We start from the raw sequence: 16375 nt of genomic DNA, 5'->3' as shown, positions 1-16375 counted from the left end.
CTCTCGCAATCTTCGGGGCGCATCCTAGTAAACATCCCGCTGATAACGTTTCTGCTGCTGCAATTGAATCAAATAATCGGAAGCTTCCTCAGGGCTCATGCCGCCCTCCTGCTCAAGAATAGTCGCCAGAGCCGCATGAACGTCATGGGCCATTTTCTTCTCGTCGCCGCAGACGTATATGCAAGCTCCCTTCTGGAGCCACTCATAGAATTCGCGGCTCTTCTCGAGCATGCGGTGCTGGACATACACTTTCTTGTCCGTATCCCGCGAGAACGCGACATCCAGCCGTGTCAGCACGCCGTCCTTGAGCCAGCGCTGCCATTCAATCTGATACAGGAAATCTGTGGAGAAATGCTGATCGCCATAGAACAACCAGGATTCCCCTTCAGCGCCCGTCTCTTCCCGTTCGCCCAGGAAGGCTCTGAACGGAGCGACGCCCGTACCCGGTCCAATCATAATGATTGGAGTAGCCGGATTCTCGGGAAGCTTGAAGTTCGAATTATGCTGAATGTAGACCGGAAGCGTATCGCCGGGCTGTACACGCTCCGCAAGCTGAACGGAGCAAACGCCGTAGCGGTCGCGGCCCTGTGCCTCGTAACGGACCGTCCGGACGGTAACATGCACTTCATCCGGGAAAGCTTTCGGACTGCTGGCAATCGAGTACAAGCGGCCGGGAATCTTCCGCAAATGGGATACCAACTCGCCCGCAGGCACACCCGCAAGGGAATAATCCTGCACCAGATCCAATAGATCCTTGTCGTTCAGATAAGCCCGAAGCTCCTGCTCGCGTCCCGCAGCCAGAAGCTCTCTCATCACGCTGCCTGAAGGCAAATTAGCCAGCTGCTCGAACAGCGGCTTCGTCAGAACGGTTATTTCAAAATGCCGGAGCAGTGCTTCACGCAATGACCGTGTCTCGCCGCTCTTGTTGATTGCCACGGATTCATCCGCATTCCAGCCCATGAATCCGATCAACTCGTCCACAAGGCGGGGATGGTTCTCCGGAAAGATGCCCAGGCTGTCGCCCGGTTCATACTGCAGATTTGATCCTTCAAGGGAGATCTCGAGATGTCGTGTTTCACGATCCGATCCGCGCCCGTTCAAATTCAGATTCTCAAGAACCTCGGCCTGGAATGGATTCGTCCTGGAGTATTCGGATTCCGATTCGGTTACGCTCACAACCGTCGCAGCTCCACTAGCTGCAGATGCAGGTGCTGCAGAAGCCGTGCTCAGGGATCCCAGAACATTACTGATCCATTCTGCAGCAGGCTCGTCAAAATCCACATCGCAGTCGACACGGGGGATAATTCGCTTGCCGCCCAGCTCTTCCAGACGCGCATCGAGATCCTTTCCTGTTTGACAGAAAAACTCATACGAGGTATCTCCCAAAGCAAGCACGGAGTAACGCAGATCCTCCAGCTGCGGCGCTCTCTTGCTGTGAAGGAATTCATAGAAAGAAATTGCGTTATCCGGCGGATCTCCTTCCCCATGGGTACTCACCAACAGAAGCAGGTCCTGGACCTTCTTCAGGTTATTCGGCTTGAAATCCGCCATGGAGGAGAGTGAGACCGTGAGGCCCTGCTCTTCCAGCTTCTTGGACAATTTCTTGGCAAGTCCATTGCAGTTCCCGGTTTGAGACCCGAAAAGCACGGTTACCTCCCTGGCGGCGACCGGCGCTGCAATCGCTGTCAAAGCTGCTGTCGGTACTGCTGCCGGCACCGCAACTGCTGCTGCTGTCTGAGAAGAAGCCGCCAGATAACCGCTCAGCCAGATCCGTTGTGATTCTGTCAGCGAAGGCAGCAATCGATTGAGCAGCTCTGCCTGTTCCTCATTAAAAGGACTGTTAAATACTTGAAATTCCACCCATTTCCACCCCGTTAGCATGCAATGATATTCTTATTATCGTATCTGAAGCAATTTTCGCTCTCTTGAACTTATCAGAGCGGGAAGACGTGGTCAACAAGAATGATCTTATAACTTCTATCAGCTATCCTGATAAAGCATGAATTTATGACAATTTCACCCTGAAATGTACACCGTTATCGCCTCTACTTGCCCCGCCAGTCTGAACGACCGACGCGTACACGCCGAATTTCAGGTTCATCTCTTCTTTCACTGTCTTTAGAATCCGGGCTTCCCGTTCGTAAGTGTCGGGATCAATGGTGATCACGGAACAACGCTCGCATTCTTGAGCGACCTCCAGAACGGCGCTCCCCACTGACAAATGTTTGCCTGTCAAGGATGCATCATCCCGGCAGCTTTCATCATTTAAGGAGATTATCAGATTGGCTCTGAACCGCCGCGGATCCAGCTCCTTGCCCAGCAGCTTCCCCAGCTTACGCAGAGTGCGGTCCGTGATGATTAAAATTCCGCCCGTGTCCAATGCCAGCAGTTCCCGGCTGTCCGGTTTATGACGAATCATGGATAATCCGGGTCTGGAGACGCTTTGGATCTCTTGCAGCAATTGGCCATCCCAGCTGAATTTACAGCCGTCGGGCGAGGTTATCCGCAATGGAGGAAATTCGTCCTGCGCGGTGCTTGCTGTAAATTTGCTTTGTATCCCAACAAAACGGAGAGCTGCCGTGCAGTGAAACTACCTGTCCCAGACTACCTTGGAATCATCAATAAAAGCATGGCTCCGATCGCCATACAATCCGTAAGCTGCAATATGCGTGTGATTCAGATGCTCGCCGGCCATCGATTTTACCGGATATCTTGTGATCTGTGTGACATGCCCGATAGACTGCCGGTTCATTTTTCTCGCCTCTCTCTGCTCGCGCGATCGTATATGCAAACCTCAGGAAACAATTATTTTCTCAACAATGCCGGCGATCCGCCGTTCACGGGTTTCCTGCGTTTTGGCATCCTCCACCTGCCTGACAAATTCTTTGCGTTTCGAGTATGACAAGGCATTGAAGACCTCCACCGCTCCGGTCTGGGCTGACAGCGCCGCTGTGAGATCATGCGGAACCTCGACGGTCCGAGGCTCCAAATCAAGCTCAAGGGTCACTTCTACCCTGTCGCCGGCAGCTACTCCCGCCGCTTCCCTGTGAACCGCGTTCAAGGGGAGAAAGAACTCACTGCCGTAAACCGCGACAGTACTGCGATAGGTATAGCCATTCAAACTGACTGTAACACTAGGTTTCATCTTCTTGCCAAGCGCAGCTACTGCTTCCGCAGGCACCTGAATTCCGGTAGCGTTCTTCCCTTCCGCTTTCATTATAATGGTGTTAAACGTTACAGCCATTCTGGATTGCCCCCGCATTCTGGTCATCGTGGAACGGTTGAACACGGAACAAAGCTAAAATCCAAACCCTATTTTGTCATTATTCGTGAATAATGGCGATTATCCTGTCCAGCGATATCGTATTGTAAAATTATTTGCCGCGAGGGCAGAGTTCGATTCTTCCCTCAATCCATAAGTTAAAAGGGAATGTCCCAGAAGCCATATCAATCTACAGCTTTCGGGATATCCCCTTGTTTGGCGGACTTGTTTGGCGAAGCGCTTGAAAAGGCATGCCGCTTGAAACCCTCTCAATCGTCAATGGCCTGGTATGCCGAGCTCCAGAAATCGAGGAGTACATTGGGGGGACCCGGATTATCCATCAACCGCTGGGTCAACAGGATCCCTATCAGCTCCTCCTTGGGATCCGAATATGCGGATGTGCCCGTGCTGCCATCCCAGCCGAATCTCCCGGGGACCCCGGCCAGATCATCGCGCCGGACAGAGACGCCGACACCGAAACCCCAACCGCTGCTGCTGCCCAAAAAAACATGGGCCTCCGCCTTCTGCTCCGGCGTCAGATGATCCATGGTCATCAGCTCGACCGAGGGGCGTGACAGGATGCGCATGCGTCCGCTGCTCCCCTTGTTCAGCATCATCCGGCAGAAGGCCAGATAATCGTCAGCGGTTGAGACAAGCCCTCCGCCTCCGGATGGAAAGACGGACGGCGACCTCCATAGACTGCTTTGCGGTTCGTCATGGACCATCAGCCCTCCCGTTTCACGATTGGTCATGTAGCTTGGGGGCAGCCTGTCCAGCACGCTATCCGGCACATGAAATCCGGTATCCTTCATTCCAAGCGGCTCGAAGATGCGTTCACGGGTGAAATCTTCCAGCGCCCGGCCAGCTGCCCGTGATATCAGGACGCCCAGAACATCGGATCCGGTGTGATACATCCAGGCTTCTCCCGGCTGATGGATCAGCGGCAGGCTGCCAAGACGCTTCATCCACTCATCCGGAGCGATGGATATCGGATTGGGCCCCGGAGCAAGTCCCGCTTCCGCAATCGCCTTCTGGATCGGGTACCTGCCGGGGGGAGCCATAACAGCTCCTATTCCCAATCTGAGGGTCAGCAGATCACGCAGGGTGATGGGCCTGCTCGCAGGAACAGTATCGTCAACCGGCCCCTCCAGGCGCTTGAGAACCCTGCGGTCAGCCAGTTCAGGCAGAAATTCATCAACCGCGTCGTCCAGCCTGAGCTTGCATTCCTCGACCAGAATCATGGCTGCTGCAGCTGTGACCGGTTTCGTCAACGAGGAGATGCGAAAGATCGTGTCGCGGCGCATCGGATCGCTCCCCCCGATCCCCTTCATTCCGATTGCTTCGACATGAAGCTCTCCCCGCCGGCTGACAAGCGTAACCATACCGGGCAGATCGCCCCGTTCCACATAGCCGGTCATGACGCCGCGCATGCGGCCGAGCCGCTCTTTCGATAATCCGCCATTGCTCATCGTTTGCTGCCCCCAATCTTTTACTGACATTTCCTGCTGTTCATTTTATCATAATGGCGAAGCACCCATTTCTCTTCAATTGCTGCCTTGGTCAACTGCAAGCTGCATCACCGGTTCTGTTGCATAGGCATTATTCAATTGCTTACAATATGAAAGGCAAATGAAGAACCGGCTTCGCTGCACTCCGGCAGCTGAAGCAGGCTGCTTTCCGTCAATCTAATAGAAATTTATAGACGCCAATCTTAAAAATGCTATAAGGTTATAAGATAGCCCAACAATAAATGCGAGGTGGAATTGATATGGATAAGGACACATTGGAATTATTCCGTACCCTGACCGAAATGCCGTCCGCTCCCGGCTTTGAGCGCGAGCTCAGGGAGTTTGTGCGGGGGGAACTGGGGAAATATACCGATGAGATTGTACAGGACCGGCTTGGGAGCATTTTCGGTGTGGTCCGCGGCGATTCGGAAGGCCCGGTTATTATGGTAGCCGGCCATATGGACGAGGTTGGTTTCATTATCAATGGCATCACCGACACCGGGATGCTCAAATTCCAGACGCTCGGCGGATGGTTCAGCCAGGTGCTGCCTGCCCAGCGGGTACAGGTCATTACTGACCGCGGTCCCATTGAAGGCGTAATCGGCACAACTCCTGTCCATCTGCTTAATGAAGCTGCGCGCGGGAAGCCGCTGGATGTCAAACAGATGTATATTGATATTGGTGCGGACGACCGGCAGGGTGCCGAGGACATCGGCATTCGGCTCGGACAGCCGGCGCTGCCTGTCTGCCCCTTTACCCCGCTCGCCAATCCGAAGAAGATCATGGCTAAAGCCTGGGACAACCGTTACGGCGTAGGGCTGGCCATAGAACTGCTCAAAGAACTTCGGGGAGCGAAGCTGCCCAATGTGCTGTACGCAGGAGCCACTGTGCAGGAGGAAGTGGGCGTACGCGGTGGGCGTACTTCTGCTCGGATGATCAAGCCAGATTTGTTCTTCGCTCTGGACGCCAGCGCCGCGAACGACATGACAGGCGACCGCCAGGCGTTCGGGCGGCTGGGTGCGGGAGCGCTGCTGCGCATCTTCGATCCCACGATGATTACGCATCGCGGAATGCTCGAATTTGTCCGCGATACGGCCTCCACCCACAGGATCCCCGTCCAGCCCTTCTTCTCCGCAGGCGGGACGGATGCCGGTCAAGTCCATGTGGAGGGAATCGGCATTCCTTCCGCTGTCATCGGCGTCTGCGCGCGGTATATCCATACCGCAGCTTCGATCCTCCATGTCGATGACTATGCCGCAGCGAAGGAATTGCTCGTCAAGCTGGTGCAGACCTGCGATGCGACTACTTTCCAAACCATACTGGAGCGTTCTTAAATCAAGACTTGTCCTCTCACGCATAACAAACAATACCCCTGGTTGAAGAACCGGGGGTCTCTTGTTGGTTATGCAGTCATTCTTTCCTTTCAAGTTCGTATCTGGACCCACAATTATTACATTTATTTCCATTTTTTCAATCACGGGCGAACAAGGCGAACAAGGCGATCCTGATTGCATCAACGAGATTCATCAGGCTTACAAAAACTTGTTGCGGTACTCAGTTGGCGTCAAGCCGTACTGCTTCTTGAAGGTTTCCCGGAAATGATCCTGGTCCGCATAGCCGATCCAGTCGCAGATTTCGTAGATTTTATTCGCGGGATCCTTAAGCAGCCGTGCCGCTTCTTCCATCCGAAGCCGGATAATCGTATGATTGATCGTCGTGCCTGTCACTTCCTTGACCAGCAGATTCAAATATTTGTCGCTTAAGCCAACCGCAGCCGCTACTTCCGAAAGCGCCAGCTCCTTGCGCGTATACCCTTCCTTCACGTAGCGGATTGCCTGTTCCACCAGCTTCTTCTTCTTGAGGCTGCCGGACCAGTCATCGGGAGACAGCGCCTCCGAGAGATTGGGCAGCGTTTCTTTCACCGCCTGCTCAGCCAGCGCCATTCCCCGGCGTTCTTCCCGCTCTTTGCGAAGCTCCTGCACCGTATTTGACATCACCCGTTCGATCTCGGCAGGATCGATCGGCTTCAGAATATATTCCAGCACCTGCAGCTTGATCGCCTGCCTCGCATGCTCGAATTCATTTAATCCGGACAAGATGATGCAGCGGATATCAGGCTTTCTCGCTTTTACAGCTTCAATCAGCTGCAGACCGTTCATCCTCGGCATCCCGATATCGGTCAGGAGCAGGTCCGGCTCCTCCCGTTCCAGCCAGATGAGAGCCTCCTCCCCGTTCTCGACGGCGCCGAGCAGCCTGATTCCGATACCCTCCCAGCGAATGGAGCGGATCAAAGCTTCGCGGACCGTTCTTACATCCTCTGCAATAAGCAGCTTGAACATGCCGATGCCTCCTATCATTGTAAAACCGGATCCGGGCGAAAGGGCATAACAGCTTCGACGCAGGTTCCTTCATTGACCTCCACATAACGCAAACCAAACGGTTTCCCGCAGTGCAGCTGGATTCTCCGATGAACATTCATGGTGCCGTATCCGGTTCCGCTTTCGCTTAATTTACCGCCGGCATCGCCGGCTGGCTGTTCCAGCAGAGCGTGGTTCATCCGCAGAGCATCGCAGCCCTTTCCGTTGTCTTCGACACGAAGTACGAGCGCTTTTCCTTCCAGTCGGGCTGAAATCGCAATCCGGCAATCGGCCGGCTGGTCGGCAAATCCATGAATGATGGCGTTCTCCGCCAGCGGCTGCAGGCATAGATGCACGATTGTCGCGGATAAAAGCTCATCCGGCACATTTACGGCAACCTGCAGATTATCCATCATCATCTGCTGGATATGAAGATAGGCTTCCACCTGCCTGATTTCATGCTCCACGGTGATCCAGGCCTGTCCCCGATTCAAGCCATAACGAAATACATTGGCGAGGGAGCGGACAATCCGGCTTGCTTCCACATCTCCCGCCATTATCGCCCGGCAGTTGATCAGATCCAGCGTATTGTACAGAAAATGGGGGTTGATCTGGGCATGCAGCAGCTCCAGCTGGAGCTGGCGGCGCTCCATCTCTTCGACAAACGATTTTTCGATCAAGCCGTGAATGGTCACAAGCATGGAAGCAAACTTCTGGTGAAGCTCATCCACTTCATAGATTCCCGAATTTTGATTGGGCAGCGGCTCTTTGAATTCCACGACCTCGGGACGCTGAACGGCGCTGACCAGCCTGGTGATCGGAACCGTGACCCGCACGACAATTCTGCGGAGCCAGAAGCCTGCAACAAGCAGCGCAGCAGCAGCGGTAGCTGCGCCGATAGCCGAGATCACAATGGTATACCGGCTGAAATGACTCTCCGGGACGACAGTCAGCAGCTTCCAGCCGTTCTCCAGCGTTTCGAACATGACCCGGTCCTTCTCCCCGTCCACCTTCGCGACAAGCGAGCCGCTTGCGCCTGTCAATGCCTGCACGTATGGAAGCCCGCTTACATTTTCAAGAAATTTGTAGCGCTCGCTGAAGATAACCCGGTCGCTTTCGTCCAGCAGCAAATGATACCCTTTCTCCAGCGGAGCATTATCGAACACGCTCTTGATGCTCCCGGTATCCGCGCCGATGATGATCGTCCCGATGCTGCGCCCGTCCTTGATGCTGCTCTTCTTTCTCGCAGAATAAATCATCGCGGCGTTGGCCTGGCCTGACTTCTGACCCCACCAGACGGTCCGCTGTTCTCCTTCACCCAGGCTGCGGTACCATGGCTCGCTTTGCAGATCCCCGGATTTGAATATCCCGGTCACCGGGTAGAAGTGATCCGTCGCCATCTCATAAAGTCCGACGCCCGGATCGAGCGCCAGGGAGACCACATAGGACTGCTGCGCGTCTCTGCGGGAACCGAAATCATTGAGAAGCGACAGCAGGGACAGATTTTGAAGATTGGACTGCAGCGCGAAGAAATCGCCTACCGCCTCGAAGGATTTCTCATAATTGTTTTCCAGCAGGCTTTCAATCGATTGGTTCGTGGAGACGAAAGCTGCCACGTTGTTCATCGTATCGAATTGATACCATACATTCCGGTAAACAAATTTCATCGACTGCTCCGCCATCTTGTGGGTATGGTCGTTCTGTACCCGTATAAGAATGTAGCTCGCCGCTGTTGCAAATAGCGCGATGAAGGTGACGATGAGTACAAAGATCGGAAGACTGAGCTTTGACAGCAAGCTCGAACTGCCGCTCCGCAATCGTTTCCTGTTGAGCATTGTCCCCTCCTTCTGCCTGACATCAGGCCATTTCCGGGAGAAGCCCATTCAGACGGCATTCAAGTCCGAGGGGCTCTCTCTGATAGCTATGGCTTCTGTAAAACTTCGATAAATCCCGCTGAGGCTTAATAATAGGCTTAACCGCAAGCAGGATGCCAGACCGATAGAACCCTTTCCGGCAATTCAACCTATGGGCTGATTAAATTGTACAAGGCTTGTGCGGCTTCCGCACGCGTTGAAATTCCTTTTGGTTCAAATAGGCCCTCGGCACGGCCGCGGATCAAATGGAGTTCTGCCGCTTCCTGCACATATTGTGCGGCCCAGGCCGAAATCTCGGAACTATCTGCGAACAGAGCTGGCATGGACGGCGACAGTTCCGCATCTGGAAGCAATTTGTGCGCCTTCATCAGCATAGTGACCATTTCTTCCCGTGTGATAAGGCCTTCCGGATCGAAGGCTCCGGCGCTCCTGCCTGTGACAATTCCGGCCTCATAAGCGATGGAAACCGCCCCTCTATACCAATCGTCCGCCGATACGTCGGCAAACGTCACTTCGCCCTGCTTCGACAGCTTCAATGCGTGGACCAGCATGGCCGTGAATTCGGAGCGCATTACGGGACGGCCAGGCTCGAACAACATGCCGCTTGTTCCTTGAACGATTTGTTTTGCGGCAAGCTCTTCAATCACATTGTAAGCCCAATGACCCGCTGAGAGGTCGGAGAAATCTCTCTTCACTTCCAGAACCGCATATTTGCTAAGATGATGAATTTGCGCGGTCAATCGGCCGCCGGCATATTCCCCGCCGATGTACTCGAGCCTGCCTTCATCAGAAATGAAATAAATACCCGCCAGCCTTGGATTTATGGAATCATCGACCTTAAGGCTCATCGTAACCGGCACATCCAACTGCGTGAGCTTTCCGGTCGTGCCGTCGGCTGCTGTGATGGTAAGGCTTATTTCATAGGTTTCGCCGCCCGGCTTGATGGACATATTAGGGTCCTGCTGTCGTTTTGCCATAATATCGTTCACCGCAGACGGCGTGAGCAGCTCCAGCTTCAGCGATATTACACTGCCCTCCAGCTTCTCCGCCGGGAGCTGGCCGGACAGCTTCCTGATCAGCTCGGACGGAATCTCAAGAACCAGATTATCCGTCTTCAATTCAAGCTTATTCTGCGCCAGCAGCTCGGCGGCATTTGCCGGCAGCTGGACTGCTGTTGTATCCGCCGGAACTTCCACTGTAACGATGCCTTCGGACAGATTTGTGAGCATATCCGGCAGTACAATTACAGTCCCGGCAGCCGGAGCAGCAGGCTCGGCCGGTGTAACTGCCGCTGGCGGCGGAAAGTAGATATAGGCATTCGTCACGGTTACCGTGCTTGCTGCGGTATAACCGCCATCTGCTGTCACGGCAGTAATAACGGCTGTGCCCGCTCCAAGCGCTGTTACATTTCCGCTGCTGTCCACAGCGGCTACAGCTGTGTTGTCCGATGACCAGGTCAGCGCCTTGTTCGCCGCGTCCGCCGGACTCACTGCTGCAAGCAGAGCTGCGGCTCCGCCCACCGTAAGTGACAGTGTGCCCGGATCAAGGGTAATGCCTGTTACGCGGACCTCTGCTGGCTCCGATACCGTTACTTCGCTGGCTGCTGCGAAGCCGCCATCTTGCGTTGTTGCCGTAATTACGGCTGTACCCGCTCCAAGCGCTGTTACATTTCCGCTGCTGTCCACTGCGGCTACAGCTGTGTTGTCCGACGACCAGGTCAGCGCCTTGTTCGTCGCGTCCGCCGGACTCACCGCTGCAAGCAGCGCTGCGGTTCCGCCCGCCGTAAGTGACAGTGTGCCCGGATCAAGGGTAATGCCCGTTATGCTGATTGGCTCCGCAGTTACAGTAACGGTGCTGACTGCCGTCATGGAACCGTCAGCCGTCGTTGCCGTAATGATTGCCGTTCCCGGCTCTACTGCCGTCACTTTGCCCGCAGGGTCGACGGTTGCGGCCGCCGTGTTATCCGAGCTCCATGTCACCGTTTGATTCGTCGCATCTGCCGGTTCGATGGCTGCTGTCAGATCAGCGCTCATACCGGGCGCCAATGAAAGCGTCGATGGACTCAGCGTAATGCCGGTGACTCCAATCGTTTGAGGGGTTACGGTCACCACGCAGGCTGCGGAGAAGCCTCCGTCTGCCGTTGTGACTGTAATGACCGCAGTACCCGGTCCTGCCGCCGTCACTTTGCCAGCCGCATCGACGGCTGCGACGGCGGCATTATCCGAATTCCACGTCACCGCTTGATTAGCCGCATCCAAGGGTTCAATAATAGCCGATAACGGGAATTCCTCTCCAGGCTTCAGCGCCAGCTCTGCGGAATCCAGAGAAACGCCGGCCACCGGTACCTGCGGGTCGTCATCTATGAAAGCAAACGAGTCATAGAAGGAGGTGTTCTTGGCATCAGCCGTCCCGTTGGTCCATTGGATAAAGTTATCTCTTCCGTTCTGGAAGTCCGCATCGTTAATGGCGATGTTAAAGCCTATGCTTCCGCCCAGCTCCGGGATCAAGTCCTTGACATGAGACGCTGGTATCTTGAACTCATACAGCGTTTTGCCTGCCGATTCATCACGAACCGCTTTGAAGGGAGTATGGCCGCTCACCTCGCCGCTTGGATTCGGCGGCGTCGAGTTAAAGATATTCGCAAGCAGCCTGCCGTCATCCGCCAGGGCAAAGCCCCATTCAACATCGTCGACTCCGTAAGGAGCCTCGCGGTTGCCCAGAGGATCCAAGGTCACCTGGACCGAATCGTTCTTCCACATATTCGCCGCATTCTCGGATTGCTTGTGCACGTTATCGCGAACCGCTACCGCAAAATAGAGGCCATCCTCCGCCCACTTGGCGTAAGCGGTCGCTTCCAGATTGGCGGGATCGTGGAATCCGCTCGCATTCTGGGCTTTCGTGCGCAGGTGGAACGGAAATGCATCCTGCCATTCGGCCAGACTGCCGTCGACCGTCACAGCTGACGCATGCTGTACCAGATTGAATTCAACCGGCATGAGCGAATCGTGAAAAATCATCTTGCCGCTTGCCGCTTCATCAACCTGCAGATCCACTGAATATTCATTGAACGCGGCTTGCGTATGGTACGTCCAATGGAAATCCATCCCGATGACATCGCCTTTCTTCAATCCGCTGAAAGCATCGGTCGTAACCGGCGCAAGCAGTGCCCCGTCCGGACCTTTAACGGTCACCCTGCCGGATTTGACAGCTGATGAGGTGCCGGTCAGCTGTACCGTCAGCACATCCAGCTCTTGAATCGTCTTCTTGACGGGGACGAGCCGGACTTGAAGGCCATCTTCGACCGTGAGCTGAACATCCTTCGTGTCGAATACGGCTCCCTCATGCATGATATCGAACCCGATATCGTATCTTCCCTTGATCGTGCCTTCCGGTACGAGCACAGGATAAGGGACATCCAGCGAGCCATGCGCAGGAAGCGTCAATTCACCCGGCGTTGGACCGGTCTGTGCAGCATCCCAGCCTTCCGGCAGCCCCGCCTCTATCGATACCTGCATGGGAGCATCCGTATCGTTAACGAGCGAAAGATTGAATGTATTGACATAACCCGCTTCTCCAGTTGCCTGCGTCGGTACGACGTTCACCATCACACCGATGAATTTGGGCGTCTCTGAAGCGGAAATCGCCTCGGCCGCACCGGCAAATTCCCGTGCCAGCAAATTATAGGTATAGCTGTTTGCGTAATCTCCCCGTGCAAATGCGTCTTCCGCCAATCTGCCGTACCGGTTCATTCGCAGCACTGCAGACGCGGTTACGGGCATAACATTGTATCCGCCTTTCTTGACATTGAATGAAGCTGTCGCGGCTTGCGCTGCTGCAGCATAATCCAGAATATTGGCCCCAGATCCTTCATAGGCGTAGGACAACGCGACGGATGCATATTCCGCCATATTATACAGCGTTTCCAATGCGACGTAGCCGGGAGCCGGTTCCAATGATCCGGCACCGATCTGGCCGGCGATCTGTTCCATCAGCGCATAAATATCCTTGATCCCCTGCTCCAACCCCGGAGCCGGGCGCTCCCCGGCAGCTGCCGCCGCAAGAGATGAATGGATACGGCCAAGTTCTGTCAGATCCGCGTCGATAAGCTGAGCGTTCTCCGGCGTCCGCAGCTGCGTAAGCCTGGCTGCGGCTTCCTGTTCTTTTCCTTGAAGAAGCGTGTCCGCTGAGTCGAATACAAAACCGGCAGGCGCTCCCGTAATATATACGGGTGAGCCGGATACCGTAAGCTGAACGCTGCCGCCCGCTCCCGTTACCGGAATCTCCACACCGTTAATATCCTTGACCTGCAGCCCCGCTGCTCCGAAAGGAAGCGTAATCTCGCTTGTCAGCGGCTTGACGGCCGGATTATCCTTGTGGTCGACCTTCTTCCAGGCCACAATGACCGGCTCGCCGTCATTAAGAAATACATGTACGGCCACATCCGGATTCCCGGTATCCATGGTTCCAATATAACGCGATTTATCCAGGGTGGTCATCAGATTATTGACGGCGGCGTAGGCAAGCTTCGGTCTGCCGTCGTTGTCCGTGATCCCCCAGAAGATATCATAGTACCTGTCATCCGTGCCATCGTTTTTGTAGTTGTAATATTCATAAGCCTTGACTTGATCTGTGATCAGGTAATTCAGGAAGGCGCGGACGACATAATCCCGCTGGGTTTCCTCCGTAACGGAGGGATATCCGGCATTGGCCGTCGGCCAGCCCCCCTCTGTCAAATAATAGTCCTTCCAGCCCCCGTAGGCGTTGACAAGATCCTTCACTCCGTCCATCATGCTCTGCAAATTGCCATCCGGCATGGAGTTGTAAACATACGGGTGATAGGAATACGCATCGGCATAATCATAGGAGCCAAGCTCCAATTCCTTCGGCAGCACGCTGCGCACGCTGGAGGTATGGTCACCGGCGAGCAGCATGGCGTCCGGGTCCGCCTTTTTCATATTCAGGTACGCGATCTTCTGCATCTGCACGAACTCCGCCGGAATATACGGCTTGGTGAAAATCTCGGGTTCGTTCGGCATCTCCCATTGACGGATCTTTCCTTTATAACGGCTGACGGTATTGTAAACGAAATCGCCCATCGCTTTCAGACCATCGGTCGTATTGACGGTACCTTCCTGATAGTACGGGTTTCTGTCAATGCCCAGCACTGTAATTTGATTAAATCCGTAGGAGAACAGCTTATCCAGCCTGGCATCGACATTCGTGTAATCGTACACCTTGTTTCCCGACGTATCCGTCACCTTGCGGTCTGCCTCCTCCCAGGTAATGCCTGAGCGGTGATGACGGGCTCCAAGCTTGCGCGCACCGTCGATAATATCGTCTTTCCAATTGAGCGCATAATGCGTATTGAGACCGAATTTGCTCTCGTTGTCGAGATCAAGGCCCTGAACCTCTGCGGATTTTTTCACAACGGCGAGGCGCATTTTTTTCGCTTTGTCAGGCTGCGCCACCCCGTCTACGGCAAATTCGGCAGACACCTCATAGGTGCCAATATCATGCAATGCAGGGTCAAAAGGAAACTCATCCGCATTCTTCGCATACTTGGCCACGGTATAGGTTTTGGTTCCCGAAGCAACAGCAGCCTTGTCTCCATCTGCCCTGCGTACGGTATAATCCATCCGGAACTCACGCGCCTTGGCGCCTGCATCCAATGCCAGCGATAGTCCCGGTGATTCCTCTTGCGTGTAGATGCCGGCGTAATTGCCGGAGGGCTGAAGATCCAATACATAAGGCGCAGGTATCGGTTCGATGGAGAAATTATCAATCATCAGATTGATTCCGCCTACCACATTCCATTGAAAATAACCTTTCTGCAGGGCCAGCGGATCGGAATCGTCCCCGCTCGCCACCTCTGCGCCGTCAATAAACAGCTCATGCGTGATGCCGCTGATTCGCAGCGCATAATCATGCCAGTCGTCAAGCAGCGACTTTACATGGTTGGCGATGTAGTAGTTGCCTCCAAGCGTCGTTTTTCTCATCAGAAAATACTTGGAGTTATGCGTAGCCCATTCCATCGCATTGTTGTTCATATCGTCTACGGCGCGGTATCGAAAGCGCCATGTGTTCTGTACCGCCGTACTCGTCCGTTCATATTTCGCCTTGAATTTGACGACGAAATTATCTGCGTTCAGGTACATGGGAAGGTTCAGCTTGGCGCTGCCCGATTCATTCAGATTAAATACTTTGCCGCCGCCATCCGGCAGCTGAATCACTTTTGTGCTGCCTCCGGTCGTCCAGCCTGAGGGAGGCGAACCGGCCGTCTCGGCCTCAAAATCATTCACATAAGGCTGGATCTCATCAACGACGACGGCAGCCTCCCCGGACAGCGGATAGCGGGCTGTGCGGCCGTCCTCATCATGCGCGGAAATATAATAGCGGATAAGTCCCGCCCGGTTCGTTCCCGGAATAACTGCCATAAAAGAAGCGCTTCCATTTCCTTCCGCTTCAATAACTTGAGCAGGCGCATCCTCCCCGTAACCATAGTAGACCGATGCCGTCACGGAGGAAGTGCTCTCCCCCAGTGTGAAGGAAACAGGCAGGTTCGTATTGTATGGCACACTGGCAACCGGTGTATGATTGATAGTGAACGTGTTCGGAGTGGCAATCGTTCTGACCTCCACATCGCCGACACTCAAATTGACAGCGCCACTGACGCTTTTCAGAGAGAAGCCAACTCCGCCGGCCGTGAGATCGGAATCAGTGAAAACGGTTACGGGTGTCCCGTCGATAACAAGCTTGAATTCGGCACCGTTAACCTCCAATTCGTATTGATGCGAATCCCCCATGTTGAAGCTCGGCAGCACGGTCCTGATATCAAATTGCCTTCCTACCTGCACATTGGTTGAGGAATTGGCAAACTTCCAGAATTCAACCGATTTGGCATTTTTGAATTCCAGAAAATAATAATTCGTACTGGAGCTGTACCTGAACAGCGTACGGAAGCGGTCGGACCGGGCGTCAAACGACAGGGTATAATCCTGGGTGCTGTATGGCAGCGCTGATGCCTTCACGACCGCACGCTGCGGAGCCCCGGTCGATGTCGTTGTGCCGATCATGCGGGCTTCGGCGCCGCTGCCCTGCGTCTGCCAGGCCGTACTGCCGAACATATCCCATTTGCCGAGCCCGCCGGCAAAGCTGTCCTCAAACAGCACTGTCGAATTCTGCGCTCCCGCCGGTGCGGGAAACAACTGCAGCAGCATAACTGCAATCAACAATAAGCTTATATTTCTGACCCTCATGACCATTCATGTATCCCTCCGAAAATGGCAATATAGCCCCCGCCAATACAGTTCACCTGCATTGGCGGGGGTTTTTAAAAGTTCGGTGATGAACCGGAGGAGCAGTCGGAAATAGTCT

Annotated in this window: 9 protein-coding genes; 1 reads left to right on the top strand and 8 read right to left on the bottom strand. The window is 54.4% G+C overall.

From position 1 onward, the window contains the following. Window positions 1-24 precede the first annotated feature (24 nt). The 5 genes from AC0YOB_RS02790 to AC0YOB_RS02770 all read right to left on the bottom strand — a co-directional run bounded on the left by AC0YOB_RS02790 (window position 25) and on the right by AC0YOB_RS02770 (window position 4731). Window positions 25-1860 (bottom strand): assimilatory sulfite reductase (NADPH) flavoprotein subunit, encoded by a 1836-nt coding sequence (locus AC0YOB_RS02790; RefSeq protein WP_475791450.1) that lies wholly within the window; start codon window positions 1858-1860, stop codon window positions 25-27. A 145-nt stretch (window positions 1861-2005) separates the two neighbouring features. Beyond that, window positions 2006-2509 carry an MOSC domain-containing protein gene (locus AC0YOB_RS02785; RefSeq protein ID WP_475791449.1) on the bottom strand — a complete coding sequence of 168 codons (504 nt, stop codon included), beginning with the start codon at window positions 2507-2509 and terminating at the stop codon, window positions 2006-2008. Window positions 2510-2590: 81 nt separating this feature from the next. Beyond that, window positions 2591-2752 carry an MOSC N-terminal beta barrel domain-containing protein gene (locus AC0YOB_RS02780; protein ID WP_475791448.1) on the bottom strand — a complete coding sequence of 54 codons (162 nt, stop codon included), beginning with the start codon at window positions 2750-2752 and terminating at the stop codon, window positions 2591-2593. Window positions 2753-2794: 42 nt separating this feature from the next. Beyond that, window positions 2795-3244, bottom strand: a complete 450-nt coding sequence (locus tag AC0YOB_RS02775) for a YdeI/OmpD-associated family protein (protein WP_475791447.1) — start codon at window positions 3242-3244, stop codon at window positions 2795-2797. A gap of 287 nt (window positions 3245-3531) precedes the next feature. Continuing rightward, window positions 3532-4731, bottom strand: coding sequence for a serine hydrolase domain-containing protein (locus tag AC0YOB_RS02770; RefSeq protein WP_475791446.1), 1200 nt, complete (start codon window positions 4729-4731; stop codon window positions 3532-3534). A gap of 299 nt (window positions 4732-5030) precedes the next feature. Here AC0YOB_RS02770 and AC0YOB_RS02765 point away from each other — a divergent pair, with 299 nt between their 5' ends. After that, on the top strand, window positions 5031-6104 hold the full coding sequence (locus AC0YOB_RS02765) for a M42 family metallopeptidase (protein WP_475791445.1): 1074 nt from the start codon (window positions 5031-5033) through the stop codon (window positions 6102-6104). Between the two features lie 198 nt (window positions 6105-6302). Here AC0YOB_RS02765 and AC0YOB_RS02760 read toward each other — a convergent pair whose 3' ends face one another. The 3 genes from AC0YOB_RS02760 to AC0YOB_RS02750 form a co-directional block, all read right to left on the bottom strand. Beyond that, the gene (locus AC0YOB_RS02760; protein WP_475791444.1) at window positions 6303-7109 is read right to left on the bottom strand and encodes a response regulator transcription factor; all 807 of its coding nucleotides are present in this window, start codon (window positions 7107-7109) and stop codon (window positions 6303-6305) included. Window positions 7110-7123: 14 nt separating this feature from the next. Beyond that, a complete protein-coding gene (locus tag AC0YOB_RS02755) occupies window positions 7124-8962 on the bottom strand; it encodes a cache domain-containing sensor histidine kinase (protein WP_475791443.1) in 1839 nt (612 codons plus the stop codon). Window positions 8963-9150: 188 nt separating this feature from the next. Next, entirely contained in the window at window positions 9151-16263 is a 7113-nt protein-coding gene (locus tag AC0YOB_RS02750) for an Ig-like domain-containing protein (protein WP_475791442.1), read from the bottom strand. Window positions 16264-16375: the final 112 nt, after the last annotated feature.

Source organism: Paenibacillus sp. JT31N17 (assembly GCF_056269255.1).
The sequence above is the reverse complement of the archived record's forward strand: the minus strand, read 5'-3'. Positions and strand labels throughout refer to the sequence as shown.

Coding starts and splice junctions, on each gene's coding strand:
- AC0YOB_RS02765 (WP_475791445.1), top strand. CDS start 5,031: ATGGATAAGGACACATTGGAATTATTCCGTACCCTGACCGAAATGCCG.
- AC0YOB_RS02775 (WP_475791447.1), bottom strand. CDS start 3,244: ATGGCTGTAACGTTTAACACCATTATAATGAAAGCGGAAGGGAAGAAC.
- AC0YOB_RS02780 (WP_475791448.1), bottom strand. CDS start 2,752: ATGAACCGGCAGTCTATCGGGCATGTCACACAGATCACAAGATATCCG.
- AC0YOB_RS02755 (WP_475791443.1), bottom strand. CDS start 8,962: ATGCTCAACAGGAAACGATTGCGGAGCGGCAGTTCGAGCTTGCTGTCA.
- AC0YOB_RS02760 (WP_475791444.1), bottom strand. CDS start 7,109: ATGTTCAAGCTGCTTATTGCAGAGGATGTAAGAACGGTCCGCGAAGCT.
- AC0YOB_RS02750 (WP_475791442.1), bottom strand. CDS start 16,263: ATGGTCATGAGGGTCAGAAATATAAGCTTATTGTTGATTGCAGTTATG.
- AC0YOB_RS02770 (WP_475791446.1), bottom strand. CDS start 4,731: ATGAGCAATGGCGGATTATCGAAAGAGCGGCTCGGCCGCATGCGCGGC.